The following is a 21,536-nucleotide window of genomic DNA, read 5'->3' as shown; positions in this document are numbered from 1 at the left end:
GCCTCACTGGGTCTTCATCAGGGTTTCAACGTTTTGGCTCATCTTGCCCACCGTCTTGGCAATCAGCTCCTCTTGCATGGTGATGCGCATCAGCGACCACTGCATCTGCATCAGGCTGGCGGGATCGTCACCAGGCGTCGCCATTTGGGACTTAAGCTCCTCCTTGGCGGTGGTGAAATCACGCTTGAGATCGCTCAGGCCACTGAGCAGGGAGTCCCCCAGCCCACGGCCATCATCGCTCATGGCCGCATCGAAACGGGCCACCTGGTCGACCGCAGGTTCGGCCTGCTTGAGTTCATCCAGACTGGTGACCAGGGCCTGGCCACTCTGTGTTATTTCCATTTAGCCCTCCAAATCGATGGCGTGGGAGTTGCGAAGCAAGTTATCGACCATGGCGTTACGTGGCAGCAGGGTCATGAGTTCCCGCCTGAGTAGCTCAGCCATATGAGCGCCGCCCTCCCCTTTGGTGGTCGCCGCCAACACCTCCAGCAGCACCGTCTCCCGACGCTTGCCCAAGGGATCAAACTCACGCAGCAATCCGCGCAACTCGGGGAGATCGATGGCCGGGATCACGGGTCCGGTGCGCTGACCAAAGCGCGCCAGGATGGCCTCCTTCACCGGTGCCACCAACTCGGCCAGCAGCCCCTTGTCGGGTGGGTCGGAGGCGTGATAACGCTGCCACTTGGCCTCTCGCACATCCTCACCGGCCTGGTCGCTGACCACAGGAGCAGGCGGGGGAGCAGGCACCGCCTTGCCGGCTCGCTCCTGCTCCCCAAGAGGCGCGGTGGGAGGGGTCAGAGGGGGGATCATCATGAGCGCATCTGCTCCTTCATGCCGCGCACAAACTCCCGCAGTGCCGGGTTGTTCTCCAGCTCCATCCGCTCGAGACGCTGCGCCAGCGCCGCCGAGTGGCCAAGGCGGTATTCACACAAGGCCTGCCAGGGCTCGAGCTCGGGGGAGCCGGCCGCAAGCTGCGATGCCTCTTGATACTTGCCCCGGTTCATCAGGGAAGAGACGCGCACCAGCGTCGCCGCCTCTTTGGCGTCCACCAGTTGCAGCCAGTCGGCGATATGCGCCGCCTCCTCGTGGCAGTGATGGCCGGTACCGGCCAGGGCTATCTCTGCCAGTAGCCCCTTGAGGGTCGGCTCCATCATCAGATCTTCTGCAAGATGCCCTGCATCAAATCCTTGAAGCTGCGGGTCACGGTGGAGTTGATGTTATAGATGACAGACCATTTGTTGATGGAATGCTGCAGATCCGCCAGTACCGCCGGGTTGTCCGGGTTATCTTTCAATGCCTTGATAGCATCATTAACCTTAGTGTTGGCATTGTCTGCCTTCGTCCTCAGGGTCGCGGCGATCGCATCCAGGCTGGTGATATCCGTAGCCTTGCTAAAACCGTCAAATGCATTGTTGGCCATTACTTATCTCCTGTCAGGGTATTGATAATGGTCATCCCTGCCTCCAGGGCGGTGACCTCTTTTTGCCAGCACTGAAACTGCTCGGGGGTGCCACCCCGCATCATGCAGACCTTGACGCTCGCCAGCGCCATCTCCAACTGCATCCTGATAGACCGCACCGCCTCAGCGCTGTGCAGTCGCTCCTCCAAATGAGTCATGGGCTAACCCTCCACCAACTCTGATCACAAACTCTTGTTGCCCCTTTCTCACCACCACCGCGTCGCGGCGAATGGCCAGAATCCGGATACCGTCTCCGGTGGCGGCGCCAACCGGATAACGCTGATTGTTGGCAAGCACCACGTAGGGCACCTTGCCAAGGGAGATGGCCTTGACCTCGAAGGTCAGATCATCCTGGCGACTCTTGCTGCCGATGCCGACCAGCTCAAGCTGGGGACGGGCACCAAACTCCCGACGAAACGCCTGCTGCAACTGGGTGAAGAGGATGAGCTGGGCTTCGTCCAGATCGCCGCGAAGCTCGATACGATCCCCACGCTCGCGCACCGCCAGTTGCTTGAGCCCATGCTCCTCGAGCAGGGTATCGAGTCGCTTGCGATGGCTGCCGGCCACATTGACCCGGTTCTCGATGCCAAGCAGACCCGGCACCTCACGGCGCAGCAGCTCCTCCACCCCGGTGAAGGCGTCACTCTCCTGGGCCAATGCCCCGGTGAGCCTGAGCCAGCCTCCCTCTTTGCCGGCCGTCACCTTGATGGCACCCAGCCCCTGGCGCTGCAGGATAAACTCGGCCCCCTGGCGGATCTCCTCCATGCTGCGAAGCTCGAGTCGGGCCACCAGCGCGTGGCGCTCTACCATCTCCTGCAGCGCGAGACGCTGACGATTGTCCTTGATGTAACCACTGAGCAGCCATGAGCCGCCCTCGGTGCGGGTCAGGCTGACTCCCTCATAGGCCGGCTGCTTGAGCAGACGACGAACCTCCTGCTCGGCCAACTGTTCGCGCCCCTCGTTTTCCTGCCACCACCCCATACCGAGCAGTCCCACGAGCAGGGCCAGCACGGCCAGCGATGCAATTCCCAGCAGCAGCCCTGCCCGAGAGCGTCGAGGCGTCGTGACCGGCGCCACCACCCGGGTGGGCTCGTTCAATACGGCGGGCAGGGTCTGTCCCTCGGCACAGAAGCTCCAGAGCAGGCTGCCCGCCTCCAGACGAAGACCTGCCTGCAGATAATCGCCGATGGCGACCCCCTTCCCCTCTTGCAGCAACTCTGTGCTGGCCTCAAGCAGGCGTACCCCTTGCTCATCAACCTGCAGTACCAGATGAGAGGGGGCAATCCCCTCGTCTACCAGTACCATGTCGGCCTGCAGAGGATCCGAACCGATGACACAGCGCCCCTGGGGCAGGGTCACCTCGACGCCGCTGTGGACGCCACGATAGAAACGACACAGCCAGTTCAACGGGCGCTCTCCTTGGCGGGTTTGACACACCAGCTATCACCCAGGATGCAAGCCCCTTCCTGCACGCGCCACCCCTCTCCCTTGTTCAGGCGACATTCGGTCAGCCTTGAGCTCTTGCCAGCCTTGCTCAGCCACTGCTGCACCTCGCGCGCCTGTGCCAGCGGCTGGCACTGGGCCCCCTCCAGGGTCTTGGCCAGGGAGAGGCTCTGGTTGGAGATCTCGTCGACGCCCAACACCCGCTGTCGCAGGTCGATGCCGTTACCCAGCGCCAGGCGCTGACCGACCCCCTCGTCGATGATGCGCGGCTCTATGATAAAGAGGCGCACGGTGCGGCGGGTCAGCTCGCTCTTGCTGCGAAACAGGGCGCCCAGATAGGGAATGTCGCCCAGGAAGGGAACCTTGCTCAGGGTGACATTCAACTCATCGCGATAGATACCGCCGATGAGCAGGCTCTGGCCGTGACCCACCCGGGCTATGGTGTCCACCACGGTACGGCTGATGGTGGGAATGCCATCCACCCCCGAGCTGTTGGGCTTCTGGTTACCATCCTCGATATGCAGGCTGAGGCTGATCTCGGGACTCTCTGCAGCCGGAATCACCCGGGGAGTCATGCGCAGCATGGTGCCGTAAGTGATGTCGCGAAGCTCGGCCACCTCTGTACCGGCGACCTTGACGTAATAAGTCTCGCTGTGATCGATCACCGCCTGGGTGTTTTCCTGGGTCAGCAGGGTCGGGCGTGAGACCACCTGGGCCGAGCCCTCGCTCTCGAGCAGATTGACCCGCGCCAGCAGATAGTCGAGACCACGGGAATCAACCAGGCTACCCAGCGCACCGGTGGCACCGGCTGCCGAAGAGGTGACATTGCGATCACCCGTGGTCTTGATGATCACCTGTTGGTTATTGCCTGTGCGGATCCCGACACGCCAATCCACCCCCAGCTCGTTGAGCTGATCGGCATTGATATCCACGATGGAGAGGGCCACCTCGATCCGGGCACTGGGCTTGTCGAGAGCCTGAATAAGGCGCTGATACATGGCCATTCGCTCCGGGGCATCGCGCACGATCACCGCATTGAGGGAAGGGTCCGCCTGGACCATGGCCAGAGCCGGGGCACGGCTGGCCACCTGGGTGGTCTCCTGGTTATCGGCCGTGACACTCTGAATACCGGCATCGCTGAGCAGTCGCTGCAAGATGGTCGCGACCCCTGGGGCGGCAACCTCGTCATTGCGATACTGGATGGTGCGATCGGTGGCCGAGGCATACTTAAGCGGGAAGATCTCCAGCGCCAGCGCCCCGGTCTTCTCGCTGCGCAACTGGCTTTGCTGCTCCAGCGCCGCCGCCGTCTGCTCCACCAGCTCGAGATAGCGGGGGGGACCGGAAACATAGACCAACCCGTTACCCGGATCGGGACGCCAACCGAAGCGGGACTCCCAGATCCCGGCTCGCACCAGGGCCTGCCGCAGCTCGGTTGCCCCGCTCTGTTGCAGACGAATGAGGCGCGACTCGACTTCGCTGTTCTTGAAGACATAGAGCACGCTGCCGTCGTAATACCAAACCAGGTTATAGAGATTGGCCAACTGTTGCAGGAATGCCTTGGGCTCTTCATGGTCGAACTGACCGGAGACCTTGTCATTGATCTTGTCGCTGACCACGACGGAAGCCTCATAGTTGGCACCGAAATCGATCAGCATGTCACGCAGGCTCTCCCCTTCAGCCAGATAGCTGTAGGGCATGGGTAGCCAATCCAGCTCCTGGGCCTGAGCAGATGCCCCGAGCAGCAGCATGGCGGCGCAAAGAGTACGCCTGACGGCAGAGGGTAAGATCAGGGGTGCCATATCATCTGTTTCCATTGGGGCGCCACAGTGGCCGTCGCCAGCTGGGGTTGCAGGTGCTCAACCAGCGCCAGTTGCTGATCGATAGCCTGTTGCAAACGAAGTTCATCCATCCCGGCCAGGGAGAGCCTTGCCTCAATGGCCAGCTCCCCGGTTTCATCCAGTACCAGCGCCTGGGGAGCCTGACGCGCCCAACCGGGCACCTGTTGCAACAGTTTGCGCAGCAGGTTGTCGTTGTAGTGATTTCCCTCACGCAGGGTCGGCGCATCCAGAGGCGTACTGAGTACCAGCTCGCTTCCCTGGGGGGTCAGCATGACCAGCTGACCATCGACAGTGAGACGAAAGCGCCCCTGCTTGTCGGCAATAAAAGGCCCTTGGCCAAGGCGTGCGGCCAATCGATTCAACACGGTTTGCATGATTCCTCGAATAATCAGGTTCGGACGATTCGGTCCTGCATCAGGCAGATGCCACGAGCCAGCAACCAGGCATGGGCCTGCTCAAGCGGCTCGGTGAGCGGCGAGAGTAGCCACTCCCACAGTGGCGCCAGTTGCGCCGGCACAGGCTGCAGCGCCGCCAACTCTGCCTGCCCGGCGCGGGCAGGCTCCCACGCAGGCCACAGTTGTTTGGCACGCAGGGCCAGCTCATCGAGCCGACGCTCAAGCTGAGCCATGCGAGCCTCCCCATCGGCCTGCTGGCTGGCGATACGCGCCAGCAGAGATGCCTGCTGACCGGGCTCGGCCTGCACCTGCTGCCAGAAGGCTCGCTGTGCCTGCCATTGGCGTACCATGACACTTAACTGCTCTCGCTCTTGCAACCAGGCCTCATAGTCAGGCTCCAGTTGCGTCATCCACCAAGCGTACAGAGGCTGCAACAGCAGGGGCCAACAGTCACAGGGCTGACTGATATGGATCCGCTCCCCCAGCACCTGGTCCCAGGGAGACTCGCCACGGCCACAGCGAGCCAGCCAGACCAGCTCGCTGCGGCTTACGGCGCGCCCCAGAGGCAGGCGACGCCGATACCAACGTGAGGCCAACAGAGACTCGAGTCGGGCCCGTGGCAACAGGCGTTGCAGCAAGGCGTGCTGCTCATGGGTCAGGAGGCGTGCCTCCCCGCTCGGGTGCAACACTCCCACCAGCACATCACGGCTGAGGCTATCGGGAGGGATGAGGGTCACCCGGCGTCCTGCCAGGGGCCCACCATCGGCGGGATTATGCTCATTGTGACTCATGATGCATCTTGCTCTTTCTTAATGGGTGTCATCGGCGATGGTCCTTTTGATGAGACCATTCTACCGCTGCCACCACGCCACTGACTTATAAAAAACGTCAGATAATTTTAGCCAGCGGTTACTCTTTGCCGTGACGCGCCCGGCTGGGAGTGCAACCAAAGCGACGTCGATAACTCTGGGTAAAATAGGACTGGCTGGAAAAACCGGCCTCCATGGCGATATCGACGATGCTCATTTCGCTATTAAGTAGCAGCTGATGGGCATAGAGGATACGCCGTTCGCTGATCCAGGCGCGGGGAGAAACCCCATAGACGGAGCCAAATAATTCCTTGAAGGTGGTGAGCCCCATGCCAAATTCTCGTGCGAATTCGCTGAGCTTCCACTCTTTCAGGTAGTGGCTCTCCATAAAGGCCTGCAGACGCTCAACCTGACGGTTACCCAGTTGACGAAGCATGGCCAGAAAGTGGGAACCCTGATCGCTAAAGGCCAGCAGCAGCAGCAACTCTTCGATGCGAAGGGGCATCAAGGCGGCAGGCAGACCATGGCCGAGCATGGCACACAAGCCATCGACACTCTGGTTTAGCAGTGGGGAAGTGGAGAAGCGTAGCAGCGGCGAGGGCACCACCTCGACACGATCCATCTCGCTGAGGAGTGCACCGAAACGCTGCAAAAAGGTACCGAGAAACGCGCTCGACAGAGGGATCCAGAGCAATTGACTGGGCATTTCTGTGCTGATGGCGTAGCTACCACGGCGAACAAACAACAGATCCCCTCTGTGCAACAGATGGGTTTCGCTGCAGTCCTGCCAGATTGCCTGTCCTTCCAAAAGGATATAGAGACCATCCTGGGGATGCTCCATGGGGGTGAAGACAGGCATGTTCCATTGGAGCCTGACGATATCGCCAGCCTCAGGCCTGGTTATGCCATTCATAGTGTGATGCGTCCTGAATCTGCGTGTTAACAGGGTCGCCCATAGGGCGTCATACTGTTACGTTTTTGTTATCTCTTCGGCGTTAGCTCTGTTTATTATCCCGTGGTGCCGAGTTATTTAATCGTTTACCGAAGAGTGGGCATGATATCCCCGCAGGATAAAACAACGCCACAATTAATTTAGAGTCAATACACTAACCCAGGGCTAGGGTGAGCTTTTTTTGTTAATAACAAAAAAGACAAATAACAGAGCTTGTTACATTCAGATACGTTGAAGGGAAATAACAGTCGACCTAACAGCCTGATTTCATACAGCTATGTAACCCGACCCTTTATTGACAATTAGGAAAGCAACGTCTCGGTAACATCGTCAGCATGACTTTATTTTCACCCATAATTTTCTCTCTGGCGCCGGCCTGTACCGCTGGCATACCAACAAAATAGAGATAGGCGCGCAAAAACAGGTCTCCACTTCCCCATTGAACCGGACTCAAGCGCGTGGAAAACGAAAGCGGCAGGGCCCCCGTCTCATAACGCAGACGCTGCACCTCACGGGGTTGACCGTCAACCCGACTGAGCACGGTCACCTCGATGCGGGCGAGCCGGGGCAAGGGCTGTGCCATGCGCACCTCCCCTTCTACCCTGTGAGCGACCGGCGGTGGCGTCACCGCACAGCCACCCAGTATCAGGGCGAGAAGCCCAAGCAGCCCTCTCATCCGAGGGCCACCCTGCGCATGGTCAGGGGAGTATGTTCCCCATTATGGAGTCGCTGCAGGGCACTCTCCTGGGCAGGGCTCAGCCCATGGAAACGGGCCAGGAGTGCACGCAGATCCCCAGCCCCATCACGGGGTGCCAGGCTCACTCGTCGGCCGGCAAAGGTGGCCGGAGCCACCTCCGTGGCATGCAGTGCGCCCAAGGGGCGTGATTCAATCTTCATGGTTAAACCCTTACCGCCATGGCCGGAGCATCGAGGGGGTTGCTCTCCTCTTCCTCCAGCAAGGAGCGCCAAAACTCGGCATGATCGAGCAAGCTGGCCACCCGAGCCTCAAATGTTTCCAGCGTGAGAGAGCTGGCCGTCAGACGGCGATACATCTGGATCATGTTCAGCTCCTCATCGAAGCCGAAGTGGAGATCGAATTGATACCAGTGCCTGTTAAAGGTAGCAAGCTGGCGAAATATCCCCTCCCCGACCTGATGCAGGGGGGCAATGTCGAGTTGCAGCACCAGCTGATCCCACTGGGGCATAAGAATGAGGGAGAGGCGCAGGGTGTCGTCGAAACACAGCGCCGCCACCCCCTCTGCGTTGAGAGAGAGTCCGGTCAAGCCGTGACGACTGCCAAAGGCATCCAGTAAACCATTGATTGCGGCTGTGAGATCCATGCTGTCCTCCCAAAATAGAGGGGTAATCCTAAGCCCCGTTCCAGCATCAGATCTGTCACTGACGAGGGTGTTTTTTGCAAATTTGGCCGCCACATAAATGATGACGCCCCCGAAGGGGCGCCGTGATTACGCGACGCCAAAGGCGGCGCGCATGGCCTGATTATGGCTCTGGGCATACTGCTGCATCATCTGCAGCACATCCTTCATGAAGCTGTTTTGGAAGTTCATCTGATCTTCCACCTTCTGCTTCTGGGTCTGAGCCACACTTGAGCGCACTTCATCTTCCTTGGCATCGGCCTGAGAGTAACCCTGGTGAAGCTGAACGGCACTGTTGGCCATCTGGGTACCGCCCTGGATCACCGTATTGAAGAGCTGCTGGCGACCGTTGTTGGCCTCAAACTTCTTGTTGAGGGTCTTGAGTGCAGCCTTGTCACTCTTGATCCGCCCCATCAGATCGTTACCGGCATCCCCCATCTCGAGACCTGCAGCCTTCTTGATATCGCCGATCTGATTGAGCTCTTTCTGCCGGCCGGCCATGTTGGCGTTGAGGGCCTTGTCCTGCTTGATGGCCTTGGCCGACTTGCTCATGGAGAAGCCCCCCATGATGGCCGAGATACCGGTCATCACACCGGATACCACCGCCATGGCGATCATCAACTTGGCGCCGCTGCGCATCTCATTGACCTGATCTTTTTGCGCCGAGATCACGGCCTGGTTCTCCATATCCCGCTGCAAGAGCCCCATCTCACGGGCGCGGCGGGCCATCTCGAAGAGCAGGCTCATGATACTCAGGGTGCTGTCGAGCTCCTTGCTTCCTTTGGTCAGTAAACTCACATCGAGCCCCTGGTTCGGGCGGATCAGCTCGGGTCGGCTCTGCGGAGCCGGTGTATTCGCCCCCTGACTATTACCGGCCTCGTGAGTGGTGTTGGCACGGGCCGCGCCCTGGCTGCCGTCCACGCCATCGTTACCGGCGGCGGGAACATAACCGGTGTTGACTGAATAGTCGTTATTAATACCGTTCATAGGGTCCTCTCCTTAAATGGCTGCCGGTCTGCTGGCGAGGTTATTGAGCATGGCGCCCTTGGCCGTGATCATCTGGAAAATCATCTCCATCACTTGCTGGAATGCTTCCGTCATCTGGGAGAGCGCTTCCTTCAGCTTGTCCAGAGCCCCCTGGAGGGCGGTCATGGCCTGGCGATTCTCCACCAGATCGGCCTGCTTGTTTTGCAAGTTGGCCTGGTTGGCGCTATCTACCGTCTTGGTCACACCATTGCTGACATCAAGCACCAGATCGGCAGCCCCAGTGCCCAATTTGACCGCCTTGGCAGTGGTGCTGGCCGCTGTACTGCCCAACTTGGCGGATAGTTCTGCGGCCTTTACCGCCATTTTGGCGGTAATATCTGCTACCTTGCCGCCTATCTTGGCTCCCGCCTTGGCGATAGCACCTGCGGCACCAGCACCAAATGTCACTACCGCCGAGGCGATGGCCAGAGCAATCTCGACCGCCATCAAAACCGGCCCCAGCTTCTCCATCACCTCCTTGGAGATAAGGCCATCTTCGGCGGCCTGCTGCACCGCCATATTGACCACACCGACCACCCCGCCAGCAATCATCAGGGCGCCGGCGGCGGCACCCACACCGGTGGCAACCAGAATGGCGCCGATCACGATGGAGGCGATGGCGCTGATCCAACCGAAAATCTTGGAGGCAAGACCCGACTTCTTGGCCTTCTCGGCGGCCTCTTCGGCCTCTTTGATCTTGGCCTGGTTCTCATCGATCTTTTTCATGTTCTGCTGGCGAGCACGCTCGATGTCGGCCAGCTTCAACTTCTTCTGGGTCTTCTCCAGCTCGCTGGTCATCTTGCCCAGCTCGATCTCGAACTCATCGGGCGAGGTGAAGGCCAGATTGGCCAGCAAAGAGGTATTGGCGATCAGCTTGGCGCTGTTGGCTGCCCCCTGCTGCACCGTTTTCATCAGCTGCCCCAGCTCTTGCTGCTGCTGTGCGGTCACCTGCTGGCTGACGCCGGGCTTGGGTTGCGGCAACTCGACTCCCTTGGCGCGCCCCTCCCCTTTGCCAACGACATCACCGGCCGCCACCTGGGTGGCCTGGGCGACACTCTTGCCCTCACTGTCGACCAGGGGAATATGCATCCCCCCGACCAGAAGAGAGCGATCATTGATGATTGGATTCATGCTCCATATCCTTTTTCGCTTTGACTGCTTCCAACATAGTGCCGGCACGGCTGGCAAGCTCTGCCAGCTCCGGCCTGGCTGCCGCAATTAACTGAGCCGAGTGGAAGCCACTCTCGGCCCCATCGAGATCGTCCATCTGCAGGAGACACTCGGCGGCATGAAACGGAAAGCGGGGTTCATTAAGATCCATCATGGCCCCGTAGCTATAGCTGTCGATGGCCAGCTGGTGTTGCCCCAACGCCTGACGGCAGGCACCCAGCCCCAGGAAGAAGCGGGGATCGTAGTGATCCAGCACACAGAGGGCCTGGAAGATCTTGTGGGCATCATCATATTTGCCCGCATCGTAGTGATTGAAACCCAGGGCATAGAGCTGCTCCAGGGTATCGCTCGATACCTCGTTGAGCATGGCCAGGGTGCCGCCATCCTGCATAAAGGCCTCCAGGGCCTGCTCGGTCATCGCCTGATCCGGGGTCATTTCCATTACGTCACCTTTAAATAGCCTGAAGAATTTGTTGCATCATACTTTCGTATTTTTGAATAAAACGATTAAGCGCCTCTATCGCGGAGTTATAACGGGAGCTAATATCGTTCAGTTCGGTCGTTTTCTGGCTCACCTTGTCATTAAGTGGGCGGGATTTATCGCCAACCGTAGTGGCAAAATTACCCAATTTATTATTGTCTTTGTTATAGGCATAACTATCTTGCAAGCCTGACATACTGCCGGTTTCTTTCTTTTCTGAAGAGAGAAACTCTTTAACTGTCAGTGTATTTTGACCTGCGGGCTTAATAGCATTAAGTATCTTAAACTCGCCACTATTGCCAAATGACGCAGCATCGGGGTACCCATATAGCTTGTAGTCCATCAAGTTCAGGCCTGAACCATCTATGTGGAGCGTACCGCTACCGGAGAGCTTGTTATTTATCTCTGACTGAATAACGGCGTATATACGTAACTCCGACGTCAAGGCACTCACTTCATCTTTAAGTTTGTCACGCTTGTCAGAGTGATTTTTCATGGTGCCCGCCATCACGGCGATAATATCGTCATCGACCCGATCACCGGTCAATGAGAAGTGGGCCAGGGCCATAAACTCTTGCAGCGACCAGGTTGTTTTGGCGGGCACTGGCGGATTGGCGGCAGGATCACCATTCACCGCTTTGGTGAGCAGCGCCTTAAGATGCTCGATTCCCCCTTTTATCTGACTGTCGTAATGCCCTCCCTGAATGGTGGCATTTGCCGGCATAAAGTAGGCGAGCATCTTCTTTAGCAGCTCTTCATTAATAAATGGCGAACTTCCTGATGCACTGATTTGGATGCCTTTTTCCTTGATAAAGGCCAGCAGGGGATCCAACGCTGATGAATGACTGCCGGTCAGTTGATCCAGATTGACCGTGCCCAGATCATCGAGGAAGCCTTGGGGATTATCGTTGTAAGATCGGATTTGCATAGTCTTGCCCTAAATAACCAGGCCACGCATCATGGCCGGACGACGGGGACGGCGCCCCTCCTCTTCCTGCTTGGGATGCCGCTCGCGCTGACGCTTGAGCTCATCGAGCAGCTCCTGTTCGGCGATCTGCTGTTCGCTACCACTCCCCTCGCCAAAGAGGAGATGGGCCACCTCATCGCTGACACCCAGCGAGCTCCACATCTCCTCAAGCAGGGCGGCGCGGTGATCGCTGTCCTTGATAGCCAGCTCGGCTCTGGCAATCACCTCTTCATGTTCGGCAAAGCGGGGCTGTTTCATATTGGCTCCTATTGTAATGAGGGGATCGGGACCACGGCTGTCACGCAAGGTCGCCGTTTTGTCGTTTTCTCATGGCCGACAAGGAGATAACCTTCGCCACATCGAGCGAAAACCAACCGGGCTCGGGCTCGCTGGCACCGGTCCAGCGCCGGTAGAAGCGCCCCAGCCGCTCACCGCTTAAGGTACTGCCGGCCATCACACTCACGTTGCCGTAGAGGTGATAACCGGGACCGAGCACCGCCAGGGCCGCCTCGGCCAGCAGGTAGAGCGCCGAGAAGGGGTTGGCAAGGCCCCCCCCCTCACGACGCTCGATCAGCACGATCCAGACGCGCCGCTCGGCAGGTTCAACCCGCCAGGCCACCTTGAGCCCCCCGTGGACAAACTCGTGGCCCAGGGGGATGGGGGTGTTGCACAGGGTATGACGCGCGGTCACCACCCCTTGATTGGCAAACCAGGAAAGCAGGGGGTCATCGGTCACAACACCACCCTCCCCAGGGGCTGAATATTGATCTGCTGGGTCAGCTCCTGATAAGAGAGCACCGGCAAGCCGTAGTAGTCCGCCTCAATGAGCTTTCGCACATAGCGGCGGATATCCATGGAGACGATCAGCACGGGGCGACTCTGCATCTGGGCCAGATCGCCCACGGTGCGGCGCACCTGCTCCAAAAAGCCCTGGGTCACAGCCGGATCGAGGGCCAGGTAACTGCCGGCACTGGTCTGGCGCACCCCGCCGCGGATCTTCTCCTCCACCTCCTGATCGAGCAGGTAGGCAGGCAGAATGTTGTTGCCGTTGGCGTACTTGTAACAGATGTAGCGCTTGAGACTGCTGCGGATATATTCGGTGAGCTGCACCACATCTTTCTCTTTCTGGCCCCACTCCACCATGGCCTCGAGGATGGCGCGCATATTTCGAATGGAGATATCCTCCCCCACCAGACGCTGCAGGATCTCGGTCATCCGCTGCAGGGGAATGATGCGCTGGGCCTCTTTGACCAACTCGGCATAACTCCCCTCCATCTGCTCGAGCAGATAGCGGGTCTCCTGAATGCCGATAAAGTCCTCGGCAAATTCGCGCAGCACGTGGGAGAGGTGCCAGGTCAGCACCTGGGCATGGGAGAGATAGGCAAGACGGGACTTCTCGAGGCGCTCCTCATGCTCGGCCGCGACCCACAGGGTCACCTGATCCGGCAGCAAGGCCTCCCCCTGCTGATAGGGGATGCTCATGAGATCGAGCTGGGCAGGTTGCTCACGCACCAGCAGATGCCCCCCCTTGAGCGAGCCGCGGGCTACCGGTACCTCCTGCAGGGAGATGAGATACTCCCCCTCACCCATCGACTCGTTAAAGCGCAGATGGATGCCCGGGAAGGGGACCCCGAGATCGAGATAGAGGGCACGGCGCACCCGCACCAGCTCGTCGTTGAGGGCGACCGCCTCGAGGGCCTCTTGCATCCCCGCATCCACGTCGATCAGCAGGGGCACCGTCATGGCGAACTCCTCCTGCTCCCCCAGCCGTCCCTTGGGCTTGGCACCGGGCTTGGCCTTGGGACGCGCCGCCGGGGCACCGGCCCCCTGGGCCAACATGGTCGGCAGATCCTGACTCGCCTCGCTCTTGGTCTGCTGCTGACGGCGGCTGATCATGTAACCACCGCTGCCGACGATGGCGGCCAGAATAAGGAAGGTGATGGTCGGAAAGCCCGGGATCAGGCCAAACAGGACCAACAGCACGCCGCCCACCAGCATCGCCTTGGGCTGGGCCACCACCTGCTCACCGATATCGCTGCCCAGATCCGAGGAGTCTTCCGACGACACCCGGGTAACGATGATCCCGGCCGTGATGGCGATCAGCAGAGCCGGCACCTGGGAGACCATGCCATCCCCCACGGTCAGGATGGAGTAGAGTTGCAGGGCCTCGGCCGCCGGCAATCCCTTCTGGGTCACCCCTATGGTGACCCCGCCCAGAATGTTGACGAAGATGATGATGAGGCCGGCGATGGCGTCCCCCTTCACAAACTTCATCGCCCCGTCCATGGAGCCAAACATCTGGCTCTCTTTCTCTATGGTGGAGCGGCGCTCGCGGGCCTCGTTGACATCGATCACCCCGGCACGCATGTCACCGTCGATACTCATCTGCTTGCCGGGCATGGCATCGAGGGAGAATCGCGCGCTCACCTCGGCCACCCGCTCAGAGCCCTTGGTGATCACCAGAAACTGCACGATGGTGATGATGAGGAAGATGACGATCCCCACCACCAGATTGCCCCCTACCACGAAGTTACCGAAGGTGTAGACGATCTGGCCGGCGTCGGCCTGCAGCAGGATCATCCGGGTGGTACTGACCGAGAGGGCCAGACGAAACAGGGTGGTCACCAGCAGCACCGCCGGGAAGGCGGAAAACTGCAGGGGGGAGTTGATATAGACCGCCATCATCAACAACACCACAGAGATGGTCATGTTGATGGCGATAAGGATATCCAGTGCGATGGGCGGCAGGGGCAGCACCATCATAAAGACGACCGCCAGCAGCAGGACCGCCAGCATGATGTCCTTGCGCTCGCCGATGCGAGCCAGCCACTCAAGGTTGCGCGGATTCATACTGCTCTTCCAGCTCCAGATAACGTTGATAGGCGTGGCGGGCCAGCTCCAGCTCGCCACTGAGTTGATGGGCCCGGCTCAGACAGAGCCAGCTTCCCGGCTGGGGGTCGTCGTTGAGCACCAGCCAGGTCGCCTCCTGCTGGGCACGCACCCCTTGCCCGCTCTTGAGCAGGGCCACCAAACGGCAGCGCCGGGCCGCCAGATGATCGGGAGAAAGATGCAGCAGAGCATCGAGCAGGATGCAGGCCCGCTCGGCCTGTCCGTATTGCAGTTGCAGCCAGCCATTGAGCAGCAGAAAGGCCTGCTGCCGCTCGGTCAGGGTCATAGGGTCATACCTTGTGTAACAGATTCAGGGTCATCTGCAGGAGACGCAGCTCCTGTTGCTGGCTCTCCAGCACGCTGGCGGCGTCGCGCAGCAGTGGCGACTCGCTGCCGGTCAATACCGGCAAGAGGGCGTCGAGCTCCCGTTGAAAGTCCCGAGCGCGATGGAGCTCGTGAAAGACCCCCTCGGGGGTGGCAAAGGCCCACAGGGTGCGTTCGCTGGGGGCCCCGGGATAGAGGCGCTCCAGGTGGGGCTCGATTGAGTGACCATCAGGAGGCAGGGCATAACGCCCGGGCAGGCCGAGGGAGAGCTCCTCCAGAGTGATGGCCGAGAGTTGCTCGATACCGATGTGGGCCGCGCTGATCCGGCTCATGAGGCGAGCACCTCCTGCTGGAGTCGAAGCAGGGACTCAAAGGCCTGATGCAGCAGGGGTTGCGTGATGGCACTCTCCTCCAGGGTCACCAACAGCAGCAGGCGATCATCCCCCAGCCAGGCGCAGCGCAGGGGAAGCGCACCACTGTGATGAGCGGCGGTCAACGTCATGGCGCGCACCATGGCATCGCCACTCTGATGCCAGGGCAGTGCCCGGGCAAGCCAGAGGGTCAACTGGCCATCGTGTTGCTCGAGTTGCAGTGTCCCCGATTGGGCCAGCTCCAATTGCACCAAGGCGGGGAGCGTCTCCCCCACCGCCAGACCCAGGTCCTGGCAGAAACGGGTAATAACGGGTTCCATCCAGCTCATGATTGCTCCTCTTCCTCATCCTCAACCGCCCGATCCAGGGCGTTTTGGCTCATCAGCAGCAGGTTTTGACGCTGCTCCTCATCGATAAAGACCTCGACCGGGAAGAGGCGGATCAACCGCTTGAACTCTTGATAGAACGCAACTCTGACCGTGGCATCGGGCAGCTCGAAGCGCTCGGCCAGTCGCTCGATGTCGTGAACACCGGCCCAACGCTTCTCCACCAGAGCGACCATCTCGCTCATCAGATCAGAAGGCCCGAATGCCATCGGCCTTGCCCTCTGCAAAACGCTGCCAGAATGTCTCGACCTGTGCGCTCATGCTCGACAGCAGGCGCAACTTCTGCATATCGCTGACCACCCGCTCGAGCTTGACCGGATCGAGCCAGCGCTGCTGACTCTGCAGATCGGCGCTCAGGGCCTTTTGCATAAAGGCGATCACCGACTGCTTGTCGCTGCTGGCGAAACGCCCCTGCAGATCGCGCCAGGCGCTGGAGAGGCCCCGATAGTCCATCACCGCATCCCGATAGGTGTCGCGCAGGGCCTCAACCGAAGCAACCCCCTGACTGGCCGCCTGGTGCGCCTCGGGCGTGATGCGGGCCCCCAGCACGATAGCCTGTCCCTGCTCCTCGGCCAGTTTGACCAGCGCCCGCTCCACCAAGGTCGAAAATTGGGCCAGCTCGGGACGCGCCTTGATGGCATCGCGCAGCTCGCACAGAGCCTTGAACTGCTCGCTCGGCTCGTCGGAGAAGCTCCCCAGATAGGCGAGCAGCTGAGCCAGGTTGGAGAGGCGACCGCTACCCAGGTGAGCGATCATCTCCTTGATCTTCATCTGGCGCTCCAGGTTGGGCACCTTGTCGAGATACTCTCCGACCAGCTCCTCCACCTCGCTCACCCGGGCGTGGCTGTCACTGAGCTTGCGCTTGTCCAGGGACATCTCCTTACGCTCGGAGAAGACGAAGGTGAGCTCTTCGGCTGCATCGGCCAGGGACTGGGCCGCGCTGACCATGACCACCGCCTCGCCGCGAAACTGTCCGCTGCCCTGGGTGGGAGCCGGGGTGTTATCGATTGTCCGCGCCTCGCCGGGCAGCGGGAGAGCGCCGTAGCTCTGACTCTGAATGACCGCCATAGGGACTCCATCCGGATAGAAAAGTGTGAGGGTGCCATTATAGAAATCGCCCCTGCTCGCCGATGCCAAAATCGGCCGCGAATTTTTAGGGGGCCGGGCGTTTTTCTAAAAACTCTCGGCTCGCGCTGCAATCACAGCTCGCCATTGTTCCCTATAGTGGCGCTCACGCTTTCAACCCCCCGATGTCATGGCACACACACTCGACAAGCTACCCAAACTGATCGCCCAGGGCGTCGCCGAGAGCCGCCTGATCCAGATCCGCGGCCGCGTCACCCAGGTGACGGGCACCCTGCTCAAGGCGGTGGTGCCCGGCGTTCGCATTGGCGAACTCTGCCACCTGCGCAATCCCGACAACAGCCTCTCCCTGCAGGCCGAGGTGATCGGTTTCGCCCAGCATCAGGCGCTGCTCACGCCCCTCGGGGAGATGTACGGCATCTCCTCCAACACCGAAGTGAGTCCCACCGGGACCATGCACCAGGTGGGGGTCGGCGACCATCTGCTGGGTCAGGTACTCGATGGTCTGGGTAACCCCTTCGACGGGCGTCAACTGCCCGAGCCTGCCGCCTGGTACCCGGTCTATCAGGATGCCCCGGCCCCCATGAGCCGCAAACGGATAAGCCAACCCCTCTCCCTCGGGGTACGCGCCATCGACGGCCTGCTCACCTGTGGCGAGGGGCAGCGGATGGGGATCTTCGCCGCCGCCGGCGGCGGCAAGAGTACCCTGCTGGCCTCGCTCATCCGCAGCGCCGAGGTGGATGTCACCGTGCTCGCCCTTATTGGTGAGCGGGGACGGGAGGTGCGCGAGTTTATCGAGTCGGATCTCGGGGAAGAGGGGCTGCGCAAGGCGGTGCTGGTGGTGGCCACCTCGGATCGCCCCGCCATGGAGCGCGCCAAGGCCGGCTTTGTCGCCACCTCAATCGCCGAGTATTTCCGGGATCAGGGCAAGCGAGTGCTGCTGCTGATGGATTCGGTCACCCGCTTCGCCCGTGCCCAGCGCGAGATCGGTCTGGCGGCCGGTGAGCCGCCCACCCGACGCGGCTATCCCCCCTCCGTCTTCGCCGCCCTGCCACGCCTGATGGAGCGGGCCGGACAGTCGGACAAGGGCTCCATCACCGCCCTCTATACGGTGCTGGTGGAGGGGGATGACATGACAGAGCCGGTGGCCGATGAAACCCGCTCCATCCTCGATGGCCACATCATCCTCTCGCGCAAGCTGGCGGCGGCCAACCACTACCCGGCCATCGACGTACTGCGTTCGGCCAGCCGGGTGATGAATCAGATAGTGAGCGACGAGCACAGGCAGTGGGCCGGCACCTTGCGCCGCTGGCTGGCCAAATACGAAGAGGTGGAGCTGCTGCTGCAGATTGGGGAGTACCAAAAAGGGCAGGATCGGGATGCGGATCTCGCCATCGAGCGGATGGAGGCGATCCGTGCCTGGCTATGCCAGGGGACCCACGATCCCTGTCACTTCGATGAGGCGCTCGCAACCCTCTCGGGCCTCACCCGATGATCCGCCGGCTGCAGCGCATCAAGCAGCTGCGCGTCGAACGCGCCGAGCAGGCCCTGAGCGCCCAGCAGGGGCGGGTACAGGCGGCCCACCGACGGCTCGAGCAGGCTCGCAAGGCGGTGCTCGATTACCACGCCTGGCGCCTCGACGAGGAGGCTCGCCTGTTTGCCCTGTGCCAGGGGACCCCCCTTAACCGCAAGGAGCTCGAGGCCTGGCAGCAGCAGGTTGCACTGCTGCGGGAGAAAGAGGCGGCCCTCGAGCAGGAGGCGGCCCGCATGCAAGAGCTGTTGGCCCAGGAACGCCAGCGCCTGAGTGCCTGTCAGGAGCGCCTCAATCAGGCTCGGCGCCAGGCAGAAAAGTTTAGCGAGCTGGCTCGTCGCGAGCAGGAAGACGAGCAGGCTCAAGCCCAATATCAGGAAGAGCAGGAACAAGAAGAGTTCCGCCAGCATCACAGGAAAGCATCATGACCAAGCCAGTCTCCCTCCTCGAGCCGCAGCGGCCACAGAGCGTTGTCGCCGTGCCGTCGCCCGATGAGCAGACGCGCCGCCAGTTTGACGAGGCGATGAAGAAAAAGAGCGCCCCCGAGCCCCAACGGGAGAGCCGGGAGCCACGCATCCCGCCAAGGCCGGTCGCGGCAAGGCGCCCGCAGACTCGCCAGGGTGATGAGCCAGCCATGGAGCCGGCTCCCCCTCTACAAGGGGAAGCGCAGGAGGAGGCCATCCGAAAACAGGGCAAGGCCGACGATGAGGCGAGCCAGGCTGCGCAGAGCATGATGCCTGCCGCCTCCCTTCCGCCCTGCGCGCTCTCCCTGACGGCGCAGCCTGGCACTGCCATCGGGCAGGCGGCCACCCAGGCCGCAGACCCCGAGCCGTTCGATCGTATCGACGGGCGCGAGCCCCTGCTCAGCCCGGAGCCTGCGCACCGTCAGGCAGAGGGGAGCGCTTCGCGCCTCCCCGACAGCCAATCCGACCAAGGGAGTGAGGCCAGCTCACTCCCTGCCTTTAGCCCTGCCCTCATCACTGCCGACGCCCGTCATGAGAGTGAGCCTGCCGATATGCCGGCCCTGAACGAGGTGGCCGAGGAGCCTGCGGCCCCGCTGCCACCACCACTGCCGCCGCTGACCCCGGGGGATCGCCTGCTCGCCACCCTGCCCCACGCCCCGACCCGGTACAGGGAGGCGCTGGCCAGCGTGATGGAGCGCCTCGAGGCGGTGCTCGAGATCCACCTCAAGGACCCCACTCGCCCGCCCCAGCTGCAGGTACAGCTTCCCACCCTGGGGGCCGTCACCATTCGCGTCAGCGAGGAGGCGGGCCGGCTGCAGGTGACCCTGTTGGCCGGCAAGGAGGCCCTCACCCAGCTCGGCGCCGGCCAGGGGGATCTGCTCGAGCGACTGCAACGTCTCGATCCGGCCCGGCCGGTGAGCCTGGGTTTCGAGCAACATCAGGAGAGCGGCCAGGGTTCACGCCAGCGCCGCCATGTCTATGAAGAGTGGCAGGAGGAGGTGTGATGCATCTGCCCAAGGTAGCCCAGGGCGAGCTTGCCCTGCGCCAACGTCTGAGTCATTACCGCCAGCGCTACACCTGGCCCGGCGGCGATCTCCATATTACCGTCGACCAGCCAGGCACGACGCTGGATCGCGCGATCACCCTGCAGTGGCGGGGAGTCAGCCTCACCGCTTACTGCAACGGAAGCGATCTGGCCCACTGGCTCGCCCCCGAATTGCAGGGCGCCGCCCTCTTCACGCTGCCGGGCGAACTCGCGCTGGCGCTGCTCGAGCGCAGTGCGGCCCCGCTTCCCGGCCTGACCTGCCAGGGGATCACCCCGGCCACGCCACTGGCCCCGAGGGCCAGGCTCACCGTGCGCCTGCAGCGCCCGGATGCGGCCCTCACCCTCTGTCTGGACGAGGGAGAGGCCCTGCTTTCCCTGCTGGCTGCCCGTGGTCAACATGAGCGCCTCCCCCTGGCCCTTCCCCTCTCCCTCTGCTGGGGGGATATCCCTTTAAGCGTCGCCGAGCTGGCCAGCCTGATGCCGGGGGATGTGCTGCTCTACCCGGAGGGGATGACCCCTCAGGCCCCCCTGCGGGGCTGCGCCGCCGGGCGCACCTTTGGACTGTTTCAACTCAATGGGAATCAACTGGAGTGCCTCACCATGGATCACACTGACGCCGACATCGGCCACGACACCGCCCACGACCTCGACACCCTGCCCCTGCCGGTGAGTGTCGAAGTGGGCCGCCAAACCCTGGAGTGGCATACCCTGACCAGCCTGGAGCCGGGCGCCGTGATCGACCTCGACACCCCCGTCGAGGGGGAGGTCAGGCTGCTGGTGCACGGCAGACAGGTCGCCAGCGGGCGCCTGGTGGAGATCCAGGGTCGTCTCGGGGTGCGCATCGAGCGCCTCACCGAGGTGCCGACCCCATGATCCAGTTGCCGGACGAGCTCAGCCTCATCGTCGCCCTGGCGCTGCTGGCCCTGCTCCCCTTTATCGCCGTGATGGCCACCTCGTTTGTGAAGATGGCGGTGGTCTTCTCCTTGCTGCGCAACGCCCTGGGGGTGCAACAGATCCCCCCCAACATGGCCATGTATGGTCTGGCGATCATTCTGAGTCTCTACGTGATGGCGCCGGTCGGCTTCGCCACCCAGGACTATCTGCGCAAGAACGAGGTGAGCCTGGCCAAGGCCGAATCGGTGGAGAAGTTTCTCGATGAGGGCCTCTCACCCTATCGCACCTTCCTCAAGCAGCAGATCCAGCAGCGGGAGCACGACTTCTTCGTCGAGAGCACCCAGCGCCTCTGGCCACGCCAGTATGCAGAGCGGCTCGAGCCCGACAGCCTGCTGATCCTGCTCCCCGCCTTCACGGTGAGCGAGCTGACCCGCGCCTTCGAGATAGGCTTTCTCATCTATCTCCCCTTTATCGCCATCGATCTCATCATCTCCAACATTTTGCTGGCGATGGGGATGATGATGGTCTCCCCCATGACCATCTCGCTCCCCTTCAAGCTGCTGCTGTTCGTGTTGCTCGATGGGTGGACCCGGCTGACCCATGGTCTGGTGATCAGCTACGCGGGAGGTTGAG

Annotated in this window: 30 protein-coding genes; 5 read left to right on the top strand and 25 right to left on the bottom strand. The window is 61.4% G+C overall.

What is annotated here, in order from left to right:
* Positions 1–3 precede the first annotated feature (3 nt).
* The 25 genes from sctI to sctW all read right to left on the bottom strand — a co-directional run bounded on the left by sctI (position 4) and on the right by sctW (position 16,954).
* Complete coding sequence (gene sctI, locus AB5Y48_RS04085) at positions 4–342, bottom strand: type III secretion system inner rod subunit SctI (protein ID WP_368163803.1); 339 nt, start codon at positions 340–342, stop codon at positions 4–6.
* Positions 343–813: a YopR family T3SS polymerization control protein gene (locus tag AB5Y48_RS04080; protein WP_368163802.1), complete on the bottom strand. Its 471-nt coding sequence runs from the start codon at positions 811–813 to the stop codon at positions 343–345.
* Positions 810–1,154 (bottom strand): YscG family type III secretion system chaperone, encoded by a 345-nt coding sequence (locus AB5Y48_RS04075; protein WP_060585722.1) that lies wholly within the window; start codon positions 1,152–1,154, stop codon positions 810–812. Before AB5Y48_RS04075 ends, AB5Y48_RS04080 begins: the two co-directional genes overlap by 4 nt.
* Positions 1,154–1,420: a type III secretion system needle filament subunit SctF gene (gene sctF, locus AB5Y48_RS04070; protein WP_368163801.1), complete on the bottom strand. Its 267-nt coding sequence runs from the start codon at positions 1,418–1,420 to the stop codon at positions 1,154–1,156. The genes AB5Y48_RS04075 and sctF overlap by 1 nt, the downstream gene beginning before the upstream one ends.
* A complete protein-coding gene (locus AB5Y48_RS04065) occupies positions 1,420–1,617 on the bottom strand; it encodes an EscE/YscE/SsaE family type III secretion system needle protein co-chaperone (protein WP_050666206.1) in 198 nt (65 codons plus the stop codon). Before AB5Y48_RS04065 ends, sctF begins: the two co-directional genes overlap by 1 nt.
* On the bottom strand, positions 1,583–2,866 hold the full coding sequence (gene sctD, locus AB5Y48_RS04060; RefSeq protein WP_050666207.1) for a type III secretion system inner membrane ring subunit SctD: 1,284 nt from the start codon (positions 2,864–2,866) through the stop codon (positions 1,583–1,585). The genes AB5Y48_RS04065 and sctD overlap by 35 nt, the downstream gene beginning before the upstream one ends.
* A complete protein-coding gene (sctC, locus tag AB5Y48_RS04055; RefSeq protein ID WP_317986338.1) occupies positions 2,863–4,701 on the bottom strand; it encodes a type III secretion system outer membrane ring subunit SctC in 1,839 nt (612 codons plus the stop codon). Before sctC ends, sctD begins: the two co-directional genes overlap by 4 nt.
* Complete coding sequence (locus tag AB5Y48_RS04050) at positions 4,689–5,114, bottom strand: YscB family type III secretion system chaperone (protein ID WP_224162860.1); 426 nt, start codon at positions 5,112–5,114, stop codon at positions 4,689–4,691. Before AB5Y48_RS04050 ends, sctC begins: the two co-directional genes overlap by 13 nt.
* Before the next feature lie 14 nt (positions 5,115–5,128).
* Positions 5,129–5,926 (bottom strand): T3SS regulon anti-activator ExsD domain-containing protein, encoded by a 798-nt coding sequence (locus tag AB5Y48_RS04045; RefSeq protein ID WP_368163800.1) that lies wholly within the window; start codon positions 5,924–5,926, stop codon positions 5,129–5,131.
* Between the two features lie 118 nt (positions 5,927–6,044).
* Positions 6,045–6,803, bottom strand: a complete 759-nt coding sequence (locus AB5Y48_RS04040) for a helix-turn-helix transcriptional regulator (protein ID WP_368163799.1) — start codon at positions 6,801–6,803, stop codon at positions 6,045–6,047.
* A 385-nt stretch (positions 6,804–7,188) separates the two neighbouring features.
* On the bottom strand, positions 7,189–7,572 hold the full coding sequence (locus AB5Y48_RS04035; protein WP_082177969.1) for a YscW family type III secretion system pilotin: 384 nt from the start codon (positions 7,570–7,572) through the stop codon (positions 7,189–7,191).
* Positions 7,569–7,793, bottom strand: coding sequence for a T3SS regulon translocated regulator ExsE family protein (locus AB5Y48_RS04030; protein ID WP_224161191.1), 225 nt, complete (start codon positions 7,791–7,793; stop codon positions 7,569–7,571). Before AB5Y48_RS04030 ends, AB5Y48_RS04035 begins: the two co-directional genes overlap by 4 nt.
* Before the next feature lie 2 nt (positions 7,794–7,795).
* Positions 7,796–8,236: a type III secretion system chaperone gene (locus AB5Y48_RS04025; protein WP_060585710.1), complete on the bottom strand. Its 441-nt coding sequence runs from the start codon at positions 8,234–8,236 to the stop codon at positions 7,796–7,798.
* 126 nt (positions 8,237–8,362) lie between these two features.
* On the bottom strand, positions 8,363–9,259 hold the full coding sequence (locus AB5Y48_RS04020; protein WP_368163798.1) for a YopD family type III secretion system translocon subunit: 897 nt from the start codon (positions 9,257–9,259) through the stop codon (positions 8,363–8,365).
* 12 nt (positions 9,260–9,271) lie between these two features.
* Positions 9,272–10,429: a type III secretion system translocon subunit SctE gene (gene sctE, locus AB5Y48_RS04015; RefSeq protein WP_136613390.1), complete on the bottom strand. Its 1,158-nt coding sequence runs from the start codon at positions 10,427–10,429 to the stop codon at positions 9,272–9,274.
* Positions 10,410–10,910, bottom strand: coding sequence for a SycD/LcrH family type III secretion system chaperone (locus AB5Y48_RS04010; protein ID WP_136613389.1), 501 nt, complete (start codon positions 10,908–10,910; stop codon positions 10,410–10,412). Before AB5Y48_RS04010 ends, sctE begins: the two co-directional genes overlap by 20 nt.
* 10 nt (positions 10,911–10,920) lie before the next feature.
* Entirely contained in the window at positions 10,921–11,877 is a 957-nt protein-coding gene (locus AB5Y48_RS04005) for a virulence-associated V antigen (protein ID WP_224161188.1), read from the bottom strand.
* Between the two features lie 9 nt (positions 11,878–11,886).
* A complete protein-coding gene (locus AB5Y48_RS04000) occupies positions 11,887–12,174 on the bottom strand; it encodes an LcrG family type III secretion system chaperone (RefSeq protein WP_224161187.1) in 288 nt (95 codons plus the stop codon).
* A 40-nt stretch (positions 12,175–12,214) separates the two neighbouring features.
* Complete coding sequence (locus AB5Y48_RS03995) at positions 12,215–12,652, bottom strand: LcrR family type III secretion system chaperone (RefSeq protein ID WP_368163797.1); 438 nt, start codon at positions 12,650–12,652, stop codon at positions 12,215–12,217.
* On the bottom strand, positions 12,649–14,766 hold the full coding sequence (gene sctV / locus AB5Y48_RS03990) for a type III secretion system export apparatus subunit SctV (protein WP_136613386.1): 2,118 nt from the start codon (positions 14,764–14,766) through the stop codon (positions 12,649–12,651). Before sctV ends, AB5Y48_RS03995 begins: the two co-directional genes overlap by 4 nt.
* The gene (locus AB5Y48_RS03985) at positions 14,747–15,091 is read right to left on the bottom strand and encodes a hypothetical protein (RefSeq protein ID WP_050666220.1); all 345 of its coding nucleotides are present in this window, start codon (positions 15,089–15,091) and stop codon (positions 14,747–14,749) included. Before AB5Y48_RS03985 ends, sctV begins: the two co-directional genes overlap by 20 nt.
* Positions 15,092–15,095: 4 nt before the next feature.
* Positions 15,096–15,461: a YscX family type III secretion protein gene (locus AB5Y48_RS03980; RefSeq protein ID WP_224162854.1), complete on the bottom strand. Its 366-nt coding sequence runs from the start codon at positions 15,459–15,461 to the stop codon at positions 15,096–15,098.
* Positions 15,458–15,829, bottom strand: coding sequence for a type III secretion chaperone SycN (sycN, locus tag AB5Y48_RS03975; RefSeq protein WP_136613385.1), 372 nt, complete (start codon positions 15,827–15,829; stop codon positions 15,458–15,460). The genes AB5Y48_RS03980 and sycN overlap by 4 nt, the downstream gene beginning before the upstream one ends.
* Positions 15,826–16,071 carry a TyeA family type III secretion system gatekeeper subunit gene (locus AB5Y48_RS03970; protein ID WP_368163796.1) on the bottom strand — a complete coding sequence of 82 codons (246 nt, stop codon included), beginning with the start codon at positions 16,069–16,071 and terminating at the stop codon, positions 15,826–15,828. Before AB5Y48_RS03970 ends, sycN begins: the two co-directional genes overlap by 4 nt.
* A 4-nt stretch (positions 16,072–16,075) precedes the next feature.
* Complete coding sequence (sctW, locus tag AB5Y48_RS03965) at positions 16,076–16,954, bottom strand: type III secretion system gatekeeper subunit SctW (RefSeq protein ID WP_136613383.1); 879 nt, start codon at positions 16,952–16,954, stop codon at positions 16,076–16,078.
* Positions 16,955–17,141: 187 nt separating this feature from the next.
* On the opposite strand from sctW, the gene sctN reads away from it, so the two are divergent.
* The 5 genes from sctN to sctR are packed head-to-tail and all read left to right on the top strand — an operon-like array spanning position 17,142 to position 21,535.
* Positions 17,142–18,464, top strand: a complete 1,323-nt coding sequence (gene sctN, locus AB5Y48_RS03960; RefSeq protein ID WP_136613382.1) for a type III secretion system ATPase SctN — start codon at positions 17,142–17,144, stop codon at positions 18,462–18,464.
* A complete protein-coding gene (locus tag AB5Y48_RS03955) occupies positions 18,461–18,928 on the top strand; it encodes a type III secretion protein (protein ID WP_368163795.1) in 468 nt (155 codons plus the stop codon). The genes sctN and AB5Y48_RS03955 overlap by 4 nt, the downstream gene beginning before the upstream one ends.
* Positions 18,925–19,968, top strand: a complete 1,044-nt coding sequence (locus AB5Y48_RS03950) for a type III secretion system needle length determinant (protein WP_368163794.1) — start codon at positions 18,925–18,927, stop codon at positions 19,966–19,968. The genes AB5Y48_RS03955 and AB5Y48_RS03950 overlap by 4 nt, the downstream gene beginning before the upstream one ends.
* Positions 19,968–20,882: a type III secretion system cytoplasmic ring protein SctQ gene (sctQ, locus tag AB5Y48_RS03945; protein ID WP_368163793.1), complete on the top strand. Its 915-nt coding sequence runs from the start codon at positions 19,968–19,970 to the stop codon at positions 20,880–20,882. The genes AB5Y48_RS03950 and sctQ overlap by 1 nt, the downstream gene beginning before the upstream one ends.
* Positions 20,879–21,535, top strand: coding sequence for a type III secretion system export apparatus subunit SctR (gene sctR / locus AB5Y48_RS03940; protein ID WP_060585684.1), 657 nt, complete (start codon positions 20,879–20,881; stop codon positions 21,533–21,535). The genes sctQ and sctR overlap by 4 nt, the downstream gene beginning before the upstream one ends.
* The last annotated feature ends 1 nt before the right edge of the window (position 21,536 follow it).

It is taken from the genome of Aeromonas sp. R6-2, from assembly GCF_040908155.1.
Taxonomy (GTDB): Bacteria; Pseudomonadota; Gammaproteobacteria; order Enterobacterales; family Aeromonadaceae; genus Aeromonas; species Aeromonas schubertii.
The sequence above is the reverse complement of the archived record's forward strand: the minus strand, read 5'-3'. Positions and strand labels throughout refer to the sequence as shown.